This is a genomic window from Streptosporangium sp. NPDC051022 (assembly GCF_040683035.1).
In the GTDB taxonomy this organism is placed as follows: domain Bacteria; phylum Actinomycetota; class Actinomycetes; order Streptosporangiales; family Streptosporangiaceae; genus Streptosporangium.
Map to the genome: position 1 here is coordinate 278322 of NZ_JBFBCF010000003.1, position 16184 is coordinate 294505.

10 protein-coding genes are annotated in these 16184 nt (G+C 70.0%); 6 read left to right on the forward strand and 4 right to left on the reverse strand.

What is annotated here, in order from left to right; all coding sequences use genetic code 11:
* The first annotated feature begins 44 nt into the window (after positions 1-44).
* Complete coding sequence (locus AB0N02_RS07955) at positions 45-2453, forward strand: hypothetical protein (protein ID WP_363943831.1); 2409 nt, start codon at positions 45-47, stop codon at positions 2451-2453.
* Positions 2454-2568: 115 nt separating this feature from the next.
* Here AB0N02_RS07955 and AB0N02_RS07960 read toward each other — a convergent pair whose 3' ends face one another.
* On the reverse strand, positions 2569-6423 hold the full coding sequence (locus tag AB0N02_RS07960; RefSeq protein ID WP_363943833.1) for a DUF4082 domain-containing protein: 3855 nt from the start codon (positions 6421-6423) through the stop codon (positions 2569-2571).
* 362 nt (positions 6424-6785) lie between these two features.
* On the opposite strand from AB0N02_RS07960, the gene rffA reads away from it, so the two are divergent.
* Complete coding sequence (gene rffA, locus AB0N02_RS07965; RefSeq protein ID WP_363943835.1) at positions 6786-7940, forward strand: dTDP-4-amino-4,6-dideoxygalactose transaminase; 1155 nt, start codon at positions 6786-6788, stop codon at positions 7938-7940.
* Positions 7940-8719 carry a GNAT family N-acetyltransferase gene (locus AB0N02_RS07970; RefSeq protein ID WP_363943836.1) on the forward strand — a complete coding sequence of 260 codons (780 nt, stop codon included), beginning with the start codon at positions 7940-7942 and terminating at the stop codon, positions 8717-8719. Before rffA ends, AB0N02_RS07970 begins: the two co-directional genes overlap by 1 nt.
* Here the strand turns inward: AB0N02_RS07970 and AB0N02_RS07975 are convergent.
* Positions 8670-9677: a glycosyltransferase family 2 protein gene (locus AB0N02_RS07975; RefSeq protein ID WP_363943838.1), complete on the reverse strand. Its 1008-nt coding sequence runs from the start codon at positions 9675-9677 to the stop codon at positions 8670-8672. The genes AB0N02_RS07970 and AB0N02_RS07975 overlap by 50 nt on opposite strands.
* A gap of 79 nt (positions 9678-9756) precedes the next feature.
* On the opposite strand from AB0N02_RS07975, the gene AB0N02_RS07980 reads away from it, so the two are divergent.
* The 3 genes from AB0N02_RS07980 (at position 9757) to rfbB (ending at position 12392) form a co-directional block, all read left to right on the forward strand.
* Complete coding sequence (locus tag AB0N02_RS07980; RefSeq protein WP_363943839.1) at positions 9757-10221, forward strand: GtrA family protein; 465 nt, start codon at positions 9757-9759, stop codon at positions 10219-10221.
* Positions 10222-10353: 132 nt separating this feature from the next.
* Positions 10354-11421 carry a glucose-1-phosphate thymidylyltransferase gene (locus AB0N02_RS07985; protein WP_363943841.1) on the forward strand — a complete coding sequence of 356 codons (1068 nt, stop codon included), beginning with the start codon at positions 10354-10356 and terminating at the stop codon, positions 11419-11421.
* Positions 11418-12392: a dTDP-glucose 4,6-dehydratase gene (gene rfbB, locus AB0N02_RS07990; protein WP_363943842.1), complete on the forward strand. Its 975-nt coding sequence runs from the start codon at positions 11418-11420 to the stop codon at positions 12390-12392. The genes AB0N02_RS07985 and rfbB overlap by 4 nt, the downstream gene beginning before the upstream one ends.
* Before the next feature lie 134 nt (positions 12393-12526).
* On the opposite strand, the gene AB0N02_RS07995 is transcribed toward rfbB, so the two are convergent.
* Both AB0N02_RS07995 and AB0N02_RS08000 read right to left on the reverse strand, forming a co-directional pair.
* Positions 12527-13600 (reverse strand): ice-binding family protein, encoded by a 1074-nt coding sequence (locus AB0N02_RS07995; RefSeq protein WP_363943844.1) that lies wholly within the window; start codon positions 13598-13600, stop codon positions 12527-12529.
* A gap of 179 nt (positions 13601-13779) precedes the next feature.
* The gene (locus AB0N02_RS08000) at positions 13780-15948 is read right to left on the reverse strand and encodes a DUF4082 domain-containing protein (RefSeq protein ID WP_363943846.1); all 2169 of its coding nucleotides are present in this window, start codon (positions 15946-15948) and stop codon (positions 13780-13782) included.
* Positions 15949-16184: the final 236 nt, after the last annotated feature.

Sequence of the window (16184 nt, forward strand, 5' to 3'; positions counted from 1 at the left end):
CGTCCCAGCACGGCTGGGATGCTCGGATCGCCAGACTTGCGATCATGATCAAGTCTTCGCTCCGTCATGACCCCGCGGCGGGTCCGTCCAGGCCCGGTACCGACACCGGGACGGCCGCACCTCCGGGAGGACGGGCGCCCGCCCCGCCCCATCCGGGACCGTGGCGCGCCCGCGTCTCCGGATGGGCGCCCGCGGCGGCCGTGGGCGCGTTCGTCCTGGCGGTGCTGGGCCGCTACGGCGTCTCCGCCGCCGACGTGGCACTCTTCGCCGCCTACGTCGCGCTGGGCCTGACACTTCCCGGGCTGCTGTTGCTGCGGGCCCTGTACGGCGGCTCGCGCACCGCGGCCGAGGAGGTCGCGCTGGGCACGACGCTCGGCTACGCCGTCGAGGTGCTCGCCTACGTCGCGGCCAGGGCCGCCGGGGCGCCGCTGCTCGTGCTCGCCTGGCCGGTCGCCGTCTACGCGGTCTTCCTCGCCGTTCCCCGGCTGCGCCGGCACTGGAGAGGGACACACCGCCCGCGGCGGTCCCCCCTGTGGTACTCGTGGTCCCTGGCGCTGGTCGTCGCGTTCCTGGTGGCCTGGAGCGCCCTCGCCGTCTTCGGCAGGCAGGGCCTCGCCTGGCCCGCGCTGGGGGTCTCCACCGTCGACATGCCCTTCCACCTGGCCCTGGTCGGTGAGCTGCGCAACCACGTGCCGCCCTCGGTGCCCTGGATCGACGGCGAACCGCTCCTGTACCACTGGTTCGTCTACGCGCACCTGGCGGCGGCGAGCTGGGTGACCGGGGTGGAACCGGAGGTGCTGCTGCTCAGGCTGGGGATGCTGCCCATGCTGGCGGCGTTCGTCGTCCTGGTGGGAATGACGGGACGGCGTGTCACGAACTCGTGGCCGGCCGCGTCCGCGGCCGTCTTGTGCGCCGTCCTCGTCGCGGCGCCGAACCTGTACCTGGGGGCCAACCCCAACTTCACCTGGGGAGGCATCCAGGAGACCGCCTGGCTGAGCCCCACCCAGACGTTCGGGGCACTGCTGTTCGCCCCGGTCGTCGTCATCCTCCTCGATCTCTTCGAACGGCGCTCGCACGGCGCGGGCACGTGGGTCCTGCTGGGGGTCCTGCTCGTCGCGGTCATGGGCGCCAAGGCCACCTACCTGCCCATGCTCGCCGCGGGCCTGCTGGCCGTGACGGTGCTGGAGGCGCTCAAGTGGGGCAGGCCGCACCGGTCCTCGCTCGTCGCGCTGGGGATGACCGCGGCCTGCCTGCTGTTCGCGCAGTTCGTGCTCTTCGGCCATGTACGCCAGGGAACGGTCGTCCAGCCCCTGGACCTCATGCGCCTGACGTGGGCGGAGCTGACCGGCCGGGACCAGGCGGCGGAACCGCCCACGGCCTCGCTGCTCGGCCTCACCCTGGTCTACCTGTCGTGCTGGGCCGTCGCGTGGGGCGGAGCCCTGGGGCTGCTGAGCCGGCTGCGGCTGCTCGTCCGGCCCGCGGTCGTCCTCATGCTCGGCATCGGCGCGGCGGGCCTGGGCGCGGCGCTCTTGCTGGCCCATCCCGGCCTCAGCCAGCTCTACTTCCTGCGGGGGGCCTATCCCTACCCGGTGATCGTCGCCGTGTACGGGCTCCTCGTCGTGCTGCGCCGGGCGCGGGTGTCACACCGGGCGACGCTGCTCGCCGCCGGTGCCGGTGCCGCCGTCGCCCAGCTGATCCCCTTCGCCTGCGGCGTCCGGGTTCCGCTCGCCCCGGGGCAGGGGGACACCGCCCTGTACCGGCCCTACCTCGTCCTGGCGGTCGTGGCCGTCGTGGTCTACGCGGTCCTGGTCCGCGCCGGGCGGCGGAGCGGGGACGATCCCGCCGGAGATCCCATCGGAGGGGGCCGGCTGCGCGCCCGCGCCCTCGTGCTCGTCATGCTCGCGGCCGTCGGCCTGCCCGCCGCGGCGCACGCGCGTGTCCTCTCCCTCGTCCACGGCGGCTCGCTCGCCTACCAGGGAGGCGGCGAGGCCGCCCAGGGAGGAGGCGCGGACCTGGTCCCCGCCGGGGCCCTGGACGCGGGGCGGTGGCTGCGTGACCACTCGGATCCGGACGACCTGATCGCCACCAACGTGCACTGCCGCTGGGGACACGAGAGTCCCTGCGACAGCAGCCAGTTCTGGGCCTCGGCGCTGACCGAGCGGCACGTGCTGGTCGAGGGCTGGGCCTACACCTCGACGAACATGGACCGCTGGCGGCCGGGGGAGCTGCCCCAGCATCGCCCGTTCTGGGACGGCGAGCGGATGCGGGCGAACGAGGCGGTCTTCGACGCGCCGTCGGTGGCCTCGGCCGGGCTGCTGCGGGACCGCTACGGCGTGCGCTGGCTGCTGGCCGACGAACGCCGTCTGCGTCCGGGCACGCGGATCGGCGAGGTCGCCGACCTGCGCTTCCGCTCCGGTGACTACGCCGTCTACCGGCTGCCCGAGGGAGCCTGAGAGCCTGGCTCCCCGCGCGGGGAGCCAGGCTCGGGTCAAGGCCCGGACGGGCGGACGTCCGTGTCTCTCGGAGACGGGCGCCTCTCGGAGACGGCCGAATCAGAGGACGGCCGGATCAGAGATAGTCGAACACCACGTCCACCCAGTAGTTGGCCGACAGGCTGTCGCCGGTGGGGAAGGAGGACGTGGAGCCGTATGTGTAGACCCCGTTGTTCCCCTGGATGCCGTTGGCGAACGCGGTGAGCGGTCCGTTGACGCGCGACGAGATGAAGTACGGCCTCGACAGCGAGTAGTACCCGGAGGAGGTGTAGTAGGAGGCGACGTAGGTGGTGCCCGCGGTGACCTGGACGGGTGTCGAGAAACTCACCTGTTGCCAGCCGGACGGGGTCTCGTTGGTGAAGGTGGCCGTGGCCAGGAGCTGACCGCCGGAGGTCCACAGGCTGCCGACGTGCGTGCCGGTGTTCTGGGGCCCCTTGAAGAACCGGATCCCCCTGACGATGCCGGTGGTGGACGAGGTGAACTTCACCCCCAGCGTGACCGGCTGCGGGTCGTTGTTGGAGGCGATCGCCGGTGTGTCCAGGTTGCTCCACAGGGTGGCCGACGGCGCGAAGACGACGTCGACCCAGTAGTTGGTGGCGTCGAAGCTGTTGGTGGGGAAGGTGCTCGAGTCACCGTAGCCATAGACGCCGTTGCCCCCGCTCGTGCCGTCGGCGAGCGCGGTGAGCGGCCCGTTCGACAGGGGCGTCGTGAAGTACGGTCTCGACACCGAGTAGAAGCCGGAGGGGGTGTAGTAGGAGGCGACGTAGGTGGTGCCCGCGGTGATGGGCACGTTGCTGGAGAAGTTCACCTGCTGCCAGCCGGAGACGGTCTCGTTGGTGAACGTGGCCGAGGCCAGGAGCTGGCCGTCGGAGGTCCACAGGCTGCCGACGTGGGTGCCGGTGTTGAGCTCCCCCTTGTAGAACCGGATCCCCCTGATCGTGCCGGTCTGGTTCGCGGTGAACTTCACCCCCAGCGCGGCCGCCTGGGAGTCGTCGTGGGACGCGTCGTCCGGGACCGCGGTGTTGTCCCAGAGGCTGTTCGACAGCTCGAAGACCACGTCGACCCAGTAGTTGGTTGCGTCGAAGGAGCCGGTGGGGAAGGTGGTGTTCGCGGCGTAGGCGTAGACGCCGTTGCCTCCGCTCGTGCCGTCGGCGAGCGCGGTGATCGGTCCGTTCGACAGGGCGGTCGTGAAGTACGGTCTCGACACCGAGTAGAAGCCGGAGGTGGTGTGGTAGGAGGCGACGTACGTGGTGCCCGCGACGATCTGGACGGGTGCCGAGAACTCCACCTGCTGCCAGCCCGAGGCGGTCTCGTTGGTGAAGGTGGCCGTGGCCAGGAGTTGCCCGTCGATGGTCCACAGGCTGCCGACGTGCGTGCCGGTGTTGAGCTCTCCCTTGTAGAACCTGATCGAGGTGACGAAGCCCGAGCTCGCCGTCGTGAACTTCACCCCGCCCTCGACCGGGGTGGGGTCGTCGTGCGAGTCCTCGTCCGGCGTGGCGGTCGGCGACCAGAGGCTGCACGGGCATCCCACGGTGACGTTCACGGTCGACGTCGTCAGGGGCGACTGGATGTTGCCGCTGTCGTCGACCGCCCGCACCGTGATCGTCGCCGGTCCCGGGACGGTCGGCGTCCAGCCGTAGCTCCAGCTGGAGCGGCCCGTCGCCTGGAACCACGTGGTGCCGTTGTCGAAGGACACCTCGACGCCGCCCACGACGCCGCCGCCGGTGTCGGTCGCCGTTCCGGTGACCGCGACCTCCGTCCCGGTCGGCACCGACGCTCCGTTCACCGGGGTGGTGACGGCCGAGGTCGGGGGAGTGGTGTCCGTCGACGGGGTCGCCGGCACCAGGCCCGCCTGCAGGGTGACGGGCTGGGTGTTCATGTCGGCGAGCAGGTTGACCGTCGCCTGCTGCATGTTGATGTCGGTGGGTGAGCCGGCCCTGTCGTGGTTGGCGTCGAGTCCCCACGCCCACTGGGTGGTGCCGGCGCCGAAGACGAGGGCTCCGCTCGGCTCCTTGTACAGCGTCAGGTGGTGCACCGCGGAGCCGCTGCCGTAGGTGCCGCCGAAGTCCAGCAGGTAGGTCGAGACGCTCAGCGGGGTCTGGGAGTACCTCACCAGCCCCGGCGGGGTGGTGGCGTTCTCCGGCGCCTCGTCCCATTCGTAGCCGAGCGTTCCCGCGGGGAAGGACGCGATCTGGCCCGCGGGGAGCGTCGCGATGGACGTGTTGCGCCACAGCCGCATGTCACCGTATTCGGCGGGTACGGTCATCGTGTCGTTGACGACGCCGTTGACCTGGAAAAACGTCCCCGTCACGGCGTTCTCCGGGCGGCCGCCGTCCGACGGCGGGGAGAAACGCGGGTCGCGCCAGGTCCCGGTCCACTGGCTGCTCGGGTCAATCTTGGCGTTGGCCAGCGTCTCCTTGTAGCAGACGATTGTCCGGTACGGCGTGCTCGTCCCGTCGATGCTGTTTTCCCATCTGGTCTTCCAGAAAGTCTCGTTCCCGGACAGGAAGATGACGTTGATCCCGTTGGCCTGGGCGTTCTGGACGTTGGCCCGCATCTCGTTCGACCAGTACTCGTCGTGCCCGGAGGAGATGAAGATCTTGTGCTCCAGCAGCTCCGCCGGTTGCGAGGCGGTGTCGATGCTGCTGGTGTAGCTCACGTCGTAGCCGTTGGCCTCCATCCACCTGACCAGCGGGTACTCGGAGTTGAAGAACCAGCTTTCGACCGAGCCGTTGCAGCAGCTACTGCCGCGCGTGGTGAACGGGCGGTTGTAGCTGACCTTGAAGGCGCGTCCCGGTGAGGCGCTGCTCTGGTACAGGCTGCTGCCGCCGTAGGTGTTGTAGGCCTGCCAGGTGGCGTCGGAGGTCTGGATGAGGACGTCGGCTCCCCGGCTGTCGTCCCGGACCACGAAGACCATCTGGCTGGCGCCGGTGGTTCCGTCCTGCCGGATCAGGTTGGCGATGTAGACGCCGGACACGGCGGTGGCGGGCACCGCCCAGGAGGCGGACACCGCCCAGTTGCCGCAGTCGACCAGCTGGGTCGCCGAGTCGGTCACGCACGCCGGCTGGGTCTGGGGTAGGGAGGCGGAGGGCAGGATCGTCGTGATCTGCCGCGCGCCCATCCCGCCGTAATATCCGATGCGGTAGATGTCGATGCGGTAGTTGGTGGAGTTGGTCTTCACCTTGAACTGGACGGTCTGCCCTATGTTGACGCTCATCTGCGTCGTGTATCCCTGAATGTTGCTGCTGCCCGCTCCCGGGATGTCCCACTGGCTGGACGGGTTACCGGGGAGGCTGTTCTCCAGGCATATGACGGAGGTCGGCGGGCAGGCGAGCCGGAGCCCTCTTTTTATGACCTCCGCTGTTCCTTTCTCCGTTTCCGGAGAAAAGGGGGTGGGGGTCGGGGCCTTCTCACCGGAAGGCGTGTCGCCGGCCGGTGCCTCCTGCGGGGCGGGCGCGGACGGTTCGGGGACGGTGGCCGCCGGTGGCGTCTGGGCCGGTTCTGCGGCCGGTTCCGTGGCGGGTTCCGAGGGAAGGGCGGTTTCGGGGGCGGGGGATCCCTGCGAGGGCTGTTCCTCCCGTGTCTCCCGCGAGGCCGGGGCGTCGTCCGTGGGGTCGTCATCCCGTGGGCCGTCGCTCTTGCGCGCGTCGCTCCTCCCGCCGTTCTCCGAGGTGGCGGCGCCCGTCGCGGGGGATGCGCCCTCAAGCCGGAGTGGATTGCCCGGAGGCGAGGGGCCGTCCGTCGTGATCGTGGTGACCGGTCCGGGTATGTCGTCCAGTCGTTTCTCTCCGGCGGGCCGGACGGCCCCCGGATCGCTCCGGCCTCCCGGGGGAAGGGGCGTCAGCCCCCATGCGGCCCCCGGGACGCCGGTCGCGGCGACCGTGCAGATTCCCAGGGTGAGTACCGCGATCCGGAACATCCGCCGTCTCATCGACCTCTCCTCGCTGTGTGCCACGTGAAAACGCTGATCGTGGCCTTCCGGCCAGCCCGTGGGCCGAGCCGGAACAGGGGCGGGCGAAAGGCGGTGATCTTGGGGTTCCGGCCAACATTACTGAGCGGGAAGGGGAATTCCCCGGGGTGCGGACGCCCGCGCCGTTTCTCGTCTCCGAAGATCATTCATGGCGGGGCGATGCCGTTCCCGTAGGGTTCGGGACATTGATGGTCTGCCATTTCCGACAATCGATGTTTTGCCGGGCGCCGGATGGCTCGCCATTATGCAAGGCTTACGTAATTGTTCGCCAGGAATAAGGGCGTCATGCGTGTCGGCCGTTCCCCCGGGTGTTCACTGCGGCCGTGAGCGCAACCGATCTGAAGAGCATTCCATTCAACCGGACGCACGTCGCGGAGAACGAGCTCGACTACCTGGTCGAGGCTCTGCACCAGGGATCCACCTGCGGAGACGGGCCCTTCACCCGGCGGGCGACCGCGCTGCTGAGAGAGCTGACCGGCGCGGGAGGGGCACTGCTGACCACCTCGTGCACGCACGCGCTGGAGATGTCGGCGCTTCTGCTCGGCCTGCGGCCCGGCGACGAGGTGATCGTGCCCTCCTTCACCTTCATGTCGACGGCCAACGCCTACGCCCTGCGCGGGGCGGTACCGGTGTTCGCCGACTGCAGGCCCGACACCCTGAACGTGGACGAGCACCTGCTGGAGGCCGCGGTCACCGACCGCACGCGGGCCGTCGTGGTCGTGCACTACGCGGGCGTGGCGTGCGCGATGGAGGAGATCGGCGCGCTCTGCGAGCGGCACGGCCTGACGCTGATCGAGGACAACGCCCACGGTCTGGGGGGCTCCTACCGGGGCAGGCCCCTGGGGTCGTTCGGACGGATGGCCACCCAGAGCTTCCACGCGACCAAGAACGCGCAGTGCGGGGAGGGGGGCGCGCTGCTCGTGAACGACCCCGGCCTGGTGGCCCGCGCCGAGATCGTCAGGGAGAAGGGCACCGACCGGGGCCGCTTCTTCCGGGGCCAGGTCGACAAGTACCGATGGGTCGACATCGGTTCGAGCTACCTGCCCTCCGACGTCCTCGCCGCGCAGCTGACCGCCCAGCTGGAGTCGTTCGGCCGGATCCAGCTCCGGCGCCACGCCGTGTGGAACGCCTACCACGAGCGGCTGGCGGACTGGGCCGCCGGCAACGGGGTCGCCCAGCCGATGGTCCCGGACGGCTGCGCCCACCCGGCGCACCTGTACTACCTGCTGCTGCCCGACCTGGACAACCGGCAGGCGTTCATCGGGCACCTCGCGGAACGGGGCGTGCAGGCGGTCTTCCACTACCAGCCGCTGCACACCGCGCCCGCCGGGACCCGGTACGGCCGGCCGGCCCCCGGCGGATGCCCGGTGACCGAGGAGGTCGCCGACCGCCTGGTACGGCTGCCGCTCTTCGCCGACCTGGACGAGGACGCCGTGACACGGGTGGTCGAGGCCGTCCAGAGCTACCGGGTCCGCTGATGGGGTGGGACGACGTGATGGAGGCGGAGGCCGTACGGGCGCTCCCCTCCCCGCTGGAGTCGGCGAGGTTCGGCCGCTCCGTGGAACGCCTGACCGTCTCAGCGGCGGCGGGTTCCCTCCTCCCCGCGGTCCGCGAGGCCGTGCTGGGGTCGGCCGCCGACGTCATCGTGCTGCGCTACCCGGCCGAGCACGTCGGCTGGTTCGCGGAGCTGACCTCGCTCGGCCGGACCGCCCTGTTCGCCGACTCCCTGGTGTACTGGCGCCTGCGCGCGGGACGGGGCCGGGCCCCCGAGCCGTCGCGGAGCCTGCGGGCGGCCGGGCCGCCGGGGCCGGAGGCGGTCAGGGAACTGGTCTCCGCCATCTTCGCCGCCTACGGCAACCACTACCGCGCCAACCCCCTGTTCGCCGCCGCCGACGTGCTCGCGGGATACCAGGAGTGGGCGACGGCCTCGGCCGCGGGGGGAGGGTGCCTGGCGCTGCGCGACCAGGACACCGAGGAGGTCCTCGGGCTGGCCACGCTGGAGGAGGAGGCGGCCCGGACGGAGATCCTGCTCGCCGGGGTCGTCCCCGAGGCGCGGGGGCGCGGCGTCTACGCCCACCTGCTGAAGGCCGTCGAGGACCGCGCGCTGACCCGCGGCGCCGCCGAGGTCGTCATCTCCACCCAGGGGCACAACACGCGGGTGCAGCGGGCGTGGGCGAGGTACGGGTTCGAGCCCGCGCAGACCATGCTCACCGTTCATCTGCTCCGGAGCCGACTCCCGCGTGCGCGGGCACACTAGGACCGTCGGACTGCCGGGGAACGTCGAGGGCGCCCGGCAGCCCGACGCGTTCGCACACCACGTAGGCGGGCCGTCCCATCCCGCTCGCGTGCACCCGGCCGACGTACTCGCCGAGGACGCCGACGGCCATCAGCTGGGCGGAGGAGAAGAGCGCGACCATCGAGGCGATGGTCGTGAACCCGGCGACCGTGGTGTCCCCGGCGGCGAAACGCCACAGTACGGCGCAGCCCAGCAGCAGGCCGACGACGCCGGCGACGAACCCGAGGTAGCTGGCCGCGCGCAGCGGGGCGGTGCTGTAGCCCAGGAGCATGTTCGCCGTGTGCCTGACCAGCAGGCGCGGGGTGTAGTTGGACCGGCCGTCGCGGCGCTCGTTCATGTGCACGTTGACCGAGCCCACCTTCGCGGTGCCCCACGACAGGGCCACGTCGATCGACACGTGCGGCCCCGACAACCCCTCGAACCCGTCGCGCAGCCGCGTGCGGAAGGCCCGGAAGGCACTGATCGTCCGGGCGCCGTGGACTCCCAGTGCGCCGGCCAGCGCCGCCTTCACCGACCGGGAGGCCAGGCTGCGCAGCATTCCGTGTTCCTCGTCGTGCGGGACCCCGTACACCAGGTCGAGGCGGTCCCCCTCGAGCGCGGCCAGCAGCAGCGGGATCTGCTCCGGCGGGTGCTGCAGGTCGTCGTCCATGGTGACGACGACCTCGAAGGCCGCCTCCCTGATCCCGGCGGCCAGCGCGTTGTGCTGGCCGTAGTTGCGGGACAGGTGGACGGCGCGGACGCCGTCGATCCCGCGGGCCAGTTCGGCGGCCGTCGCCCAGGTGTCGTCGGGGCTTCCGTCGACGACGAGGATCACCTCGTATCGGACGGACATGTCACAAAGAACCTGTACAAGTCTGGTCACCAGCACCGGAAGAGTCCGCGCTGAGCGGTAACACGGAATAACCACCGACACCGACATTGATCCCCCGATTATTATCCGGAGCCGACTACAATCCTGTCGATTCCGCTGTCCTAATGCGATCCGGAGTGACCGCCACATGGTTGACGTCGAAAGCCGAACCGCCCGCGATCGGGATTCACATTTTGGGCGGAGAGCCGTGATCGCGGCTCTTGGGGGCAACCGCATCACATACCTGCTGTCCGGCGCCATGACGGGCGCGCTCTATTGCGCTCTCCTGGGTCTAGGATTGCTGGTCGCCCAGGGTGCGGTTCCCTATCTTTTACTGGTCGTGGTCAGCCATTTGGTCACCGTGGTGATCGTGTACCCCTGGTACCGGCTGGTCGTCTTCCGTGTCTCCGGGGAGCCGTGGCTCGCCGGCTACCTGCGGTTCTACGTGGTCGGGGCGGGTTTTCTCGCCGCATCCCTCACCGGGATCCCCGTTCTGGTGGAATTCTTTGGAATTCCCATCATGGTGGCGCAGGGGATGGTGATAGTGATGAGTCCCCCGCTGAGTTACGTGATCCACCGAACATGGACTTTTCGGGACCGCGGAAACGTGTGAGCCCGGCAACTTCTCCCACGCTCTTCGGCAAAGGCGCAGGACGGCGAAGAAGCGCCGATTCGGGCTCTCCCTAAACTCGGACGACGGATGGTCGCTCCGGCCATTTTTTCCTCGCGAAAGGATCCGTGGAGCGTGAAGGCACTCGTTCTGGCGGGCGGCAAGGGGACGAGGTTGCGCCCGCTGACCCATACCTCGGCGAAACAACTGGTCCCCGTCGCCAACAAACCGGTGCTCTACTACGGGCTCGAGGCGATACGGGAGGCGGGTATCACCGATGTGGGCATCGTCGTCGGCGACACCGCCCAGGAGGTCCGCGAGGCGGTGGGCGACGGCTCGGCGTTCGGTCTCGACGTCACCTACATTCCGCAGGAGGCCCCCCTCGGGCTGGCCCACTGCGTCCTGATCGCCCGGGAGTTCCTCGGCGACGAGCCCTTCGTGATGTACCTCGGCGACAACTTCCTGGTCGGCGGCATCGCCGACCTGGTGAACGCCTTCCGGGGAGGCGGCCACGACGCCCAGATCATGCTCACCAGGGTCGCCGAGCCGCAGTTCTACGGCGTCGCCGAACTCGGCCGGAACGGCGAGATCGTGGGGCTGGAGGAGAAGCCGGCGCATCCGCGGAGCGATCTCGCGATCGTCGGGGTCTACATCTTCTCCCCGGTGATCCACGAGGCGGTCCGGGCGATCACGCCGTCCGCGCGGGGCGAGCTGGAGATCACCGACGCCGTCAAATGGCTCATCGACCACGGCTACCGGGTCCACTCGCACCCCGTCGACGGCTACTGGAAGGACACCGGGCGCCTGCAGGACATGCTGGAGTGCAACCGCATCGTTCTCGAACGGGTCGAACCCGACATCAGGGGCGGGGTGGACGGCCTCAGCGAGATCATCGGGCGGGTCGTCGTCGAGCGGGGCGCGGTGGTGGAGAACTCGATCCTCCGCGGGCCGATCGTGGTCGGCGCGGACACGAAGATCATTTCTTCCTACGTGGGCCCCTTCACCTCGATCGGATCGAGGTGCGTGGTGGCGAACGCCGAGATCGACTACTCCATCGTGCTCGACGGCTCCTCGGTTCACGGCGTCTCGCGTATCTCGCACTCCCTCATCGGGCGCAACGTCGAGGTCAGCCGCGCCGCGGGCGTGCCCAACACCCACGAGCTCATGGTCGGCGACCACAGCAGGATCCAGGTGGGCGCGTGAGAATCCTCGTCACCGGCGGCGCCGGATTCATCGGCTCGCACTACGTCCGCTCGCTCCTGCTCGGCTCGTACCCGGGATACGAGGACGTCCGCGTCACCGTTCTCGACAAGCTCACCTACGCCGGAGACCTCGCGAACCTCGCCGCCGTGGCGGGGCATCCCGGCTACACCTTCGTCAGAGGGGACATCACCGACCCGCGGCTGCTCTCGGAGGTCGTCCCGCGGTGCGACGTGGTGGTGAACTTCGCGGCCGAGACCCACGTCGACCGGTCGATCACGGGGGCGGGCGACTTCGTCACGACGAACGTACTGGGCACCCAGCGGCTGCTGCAGGCCGCGCTGGAGGCGGGGACCCGGACGGTCGTCCAGGTCTCGACCGACGAGGTGTACGGGTCGATCGCGCGGGGGGCCTGGACGGAGGACGAGCCCCTGCTCCCCAACTCGCCCTACTCGGCCTCGAAGGCGGGAGCCGACCTGCTCTGCCGGGCCTACCACCGGACCCACGGGCTCGACGTCCGCGTGACGCGCTGCTCGAACAACTACGGTCCCGGCCAGTATCCCGAGAAGCTCATCCCGCTCTTCGTCACCACCCTCCTCGACGGCGGGAGGGTCCCCCTCTACGGCGACGGCCTCAACGTGCGCGAGTGGCTGCACGTCGACGACCACTGCCGGGGCGTCCAGCTGGTGCTGGACAAGGGCTCGCCGGGGGAGGTCTACAACATCGGCGGCGGTGTCGAGCTCACCAACCGCGAACTGACCGGGCGGCTGCTCGCCGCCCTGGGCGTGGGCTGGGACCGGGTCGAGCACGTGCCTGACCGGCTCGGGCACGACCAGCGGTACGCCCTCGACTGCGGCAAGATCCGGAGGATCGGCTACGAGCCGCTGGTGGACTTCGACGAGGGGCTGGCGGCCGCCGTACGGTGGTACCGCGATCATCGGGACCGCTGGCGTCCGGGGGGAGGAGCGCGCTGAGGCCGGAGGCTCCCCGGTTCTCCGTGTTCCGGCGGCTTCCGGCCGCCGTCCCGGGATCCGCGACGGCGGCTTCCGGCCGTCGTCCCGGGATCCGCGCCCGTCGCCCGGCCGGCTCCCGGTACGGGGCCGATGTGTCAGGGGCCGACGACCTGGAGCACGGTGTTGGACACGCTCGGGGCGAAGTCTACCCAGGCCTCGTTGATCGCGGTCTTGGCGTTGCCCAGGAAGACGGCGGTGACCGAATGCGTGCCCACCCCCAGGCTCGACGTCGTGAACACCGCCGCGCCGTCGGGGCCCTGCTGGGCCGAGCCGAGGACGGTGGTTCCGTCTCTGAAACGCACCGTGCCGATGGGAATGGTCGAGCCGACGACCGCGCGCACCGTGGCGGTGAAGGTGACCGCCTGCCCCGAGAGGGAGGGGTTGGGAACGGAGGTCAGGGTCGTGACGGTCGGCGGGCGGAAGGGCAGGGCCAGACGGGTGTCGGGCGGACGGATCATGCCGTCGATGATGACCGTCTCGTTGATGGCCAGGGCGTGGCCGTGCAGGACCGCTCCCGGGCGCACCCTGATCGACTTGGACGCCAGGACGGCCCCCCGGAAGACGGTGTACCTCCCCAGGAGGGCGCTGTCGACCGCCCAGAAGACGTTCTCCTCCTGGGCGCCGTTCACCAGGCGGACGTGGGAGACCCTCGCGGAGGTGAGGGTGGTGGCCTGGAAGATGAAGACCGCGTCCGGGTCGCCCTGCGCGTCGAGGGTGAGCACTCCGGTCACCTTGAACGTCCCGTCCACGGACGCGTAGGCCCCGGGGGGTTTGACGGTCCCGCCCAGCTCCGACGGCACCGTGGCGTCGGGCGTACGGCCGGCGGCGTCGGTGTAGGCGGCGGACACGTCCGCCAGGACCGCCGCCGCCGTGCCGTCGCCCCGATGCACCTCTCCGAGGACGACGCCGGGCGGGAAGCCGGTCACGGAGGTGCCGGGACTCACCGCGACACTTCCGGCGATCCGGGTGTGATTCGTGCTGATGACGGCGGTTCCGGCGGTGACCGCGTAGGTTTTGGCGCTGCCGAGGGTCACGGGCGGCTGCTGCGCGCTCGCGACGCCCGGCGTCCCGGCGACCACGCCCGTCGCGAGAACGACGGCGAGAATCGCCGAGGGCAGGGAAAGCCCTGTCTTTTTAAGCGTGACACCGGAATTGGTGATGACCATCATGAGATGACCCTTTTCGTCCACTCTTCAGAGTCAATTAAACCGTCGGTGCGGTTCTTGGTATTCGACCATACTGGTCGCCGACACGGTTTTCCTGAGCTGACATGCGGGCGGCCGGGTCATCTCCGATGGGTTTCCGCGCTTCGCCGGAAGGCTGTTGGCGGGGTGCTGCCGGACGGTGGTCAGGCGTGGAAAATCACGTCGACCCAGTAGTTCGTGGACTGGTAGCTGTTGGTCGGGAAGGTGCTGCTCGCGCCGTAACCGTAGACGCCGTTGCCGCCGTCGGTGCCGTCGGCCAGCGCGGTGAGCGGACCGTTGGTGTGCGCCGAGGTGAAGTACGGCCTGGTCGTGGAGTAGAAGCCCGACGCGGAGTGGTAGGCGGCGATGTAGGTGGTGCCGGCGCTGATGGCGACGGGCGGATCGAAGAGGACCTGCTGCCAGCCGGAGGCGCTCTCACCGGTGTAGGTGGCGTCGGCCAGGAGGTCGCCGGTGTCGTCCCACAGGCTTCCGATGTGGGTGCCGGTGTTGTCCGGTCCCTTGTAGAACCGGACACCGGTCACGGTCCCGGCCGTGGACGACTGGAACTTCACCCCGAGCGTGATCGGCTGGGAGTCCTGGGACTCGGAGTCCGGGGTCGCTATCTCGTCCCAGATGCTGTCCGAGGGCGCGAACACCGGGTCCACCCAGTAGTTCGTGGACTGGAAGCTGTTGGTCGGGAAGGTGTTGCCCGCGCCGTAGTTGTAGACGCCGTTGCCGCCGTCGGTGCCGTCGGCCAGGGCGGTGAGGAAGCCGTTGGTGTACGCCGTGGTGAAGTAGGGCCTGGTCGTGGAGTAGTACCCCGTGTCGGTGTGGTAGGCGGCGATGTAGGTGGTGCCGGCGGCGATGGCGACGGGCGGATCGAAGTCGACCTGCTGCCAGCCGGAGGCGCTCTCACCGGTGTAGGTGGCATCGGCCAGGAGGTCGCCGCTGTCGTCCCACAGGCTTCCGATGTGGGTGCCGGTGTTGTCCGACCCCTTGTAGAACCGGACACCGGTCACGGTCCCGGCCGTCGACGCCTGGAACTTCACCCCGACCGTGACCGGCCGGGAGTCCTCGTAGATCGAGGTCTCCGGAGTCGCCAGCCCGTTCCACAGGCTGTCCGAGACGACCTGGTCGACCTCGGCCGACTTGCTCGGAGCGAAATGGATCAGCTGCTCGCCGTTGAAGGTGTCGCCGCCCAGGTAGACGGCGGTGACCGGGTGATCTCCGGTGTCGAGCCCGGAGGTGGTGTAGACCGCCTGCCCCGAACTGTCGAGGAAGTCGGAGCCGAAGATGGTCGTCCCGTCCTTGAAGACCACCTCGCCCTGCGGGATCACCGAGCCGGAGACGGCCTGCACCGTGGCGGTGAAGGTGACCGGCGCGCCCTTCCAGGAGGGGTTGGACGCCGAGACCAGGGCCGTCGTGGTCGGCGGGTCGTTCGGCACCGTGACGCGCGTGGCCGGCTGGCTCGTGGTGCCCTGGGTGGTCACCGTGGAGTTGAGGGAGAAGAGGCGGCCGAAGACCGCCGCGCCGCCGCTGACCGTCACCGAGCCCTGGGCGAGGACGTTCCCCCGGAAGGTGCAGAATGTGCCCAGCGACGCCGTACCGCTGACCTGCCAGAAGACGTTGTTGGCCTGCGCGCCGCGAAGGAGGTTGATGTTGCTGACGTTCGACGCGGTGAAGGTGCTCGCCTGGAAGACGAAGACGGCGTCGGGGTCGCCCTGGGCGTCGAGGGTGAGCGTGCCGGTTATCGTGAACGACCCGGTGGCCGAGTTGTACACCCCCGGAGTCTGGGTCGTCCCGCCCAGCTGCGCGGCCACGGTGGCGTTCGGGGCCCGCCCGGAGACGTCGGCGTAGGCGGAGTTCAGGTCCGTCCTGGCCTGCGCCGCGGTCGGGTCGCCCGCGTGCACGGCGCCCGACACGGTGCCCGGCGGGAAGCCGGTTATCGACGAGCCCGGGCTGACGCCGACGTCCCCGGTGATCGAGGTGAGGTTGGTGTTGTTGACCGCCGTCCTGGCCAGGACGGCGAAGGAGACCGCGGTACCGAGGCTCACCGGCGTCGCCTGCGCCGTCTCCGGGGTCGCGGTGACGACGCCCGCCGCCAGCACGGCGGCGACGGAGGCTCTCAGCCAGTGGCGTCCCGGGTGGCGCTGGGAGCCGCCCTCCTGCTCCGGGCCCGTGGCCGGGGTGGAGGGCTCTTGTCCGGGACCCGGGTTCGCGGCGGCCTCCTGCGGCCGCGTCACGGGCCGTCCGGGGCGGGCTTGCGGGGTGGGCTCTGTCGGCGCAGCCGTACCGGCTGCTTGGTCGGGTGCGTCGCCGTGGGGATTGGACATGCGACACAACTCCTTACTTCACTCATCGTGCGCGGTGTTGGGTGTCCGGCTCGGTGGCGGGCCGGGACTCGGCCGGAATCGGCCTCGTGGCCTTTACGCCGCCGCCGGGGTGGTCGCGTTTCCTTCGTCGGCGTGGAGGCTTCGACGGCGAGAGGTGTCGCCGTTTCGGCGGACGGGGTCACGTCACGGGCGGTCGGCCGGGATTCGCGGGGGAGAGGAGGGCGGGATGCCTTTGA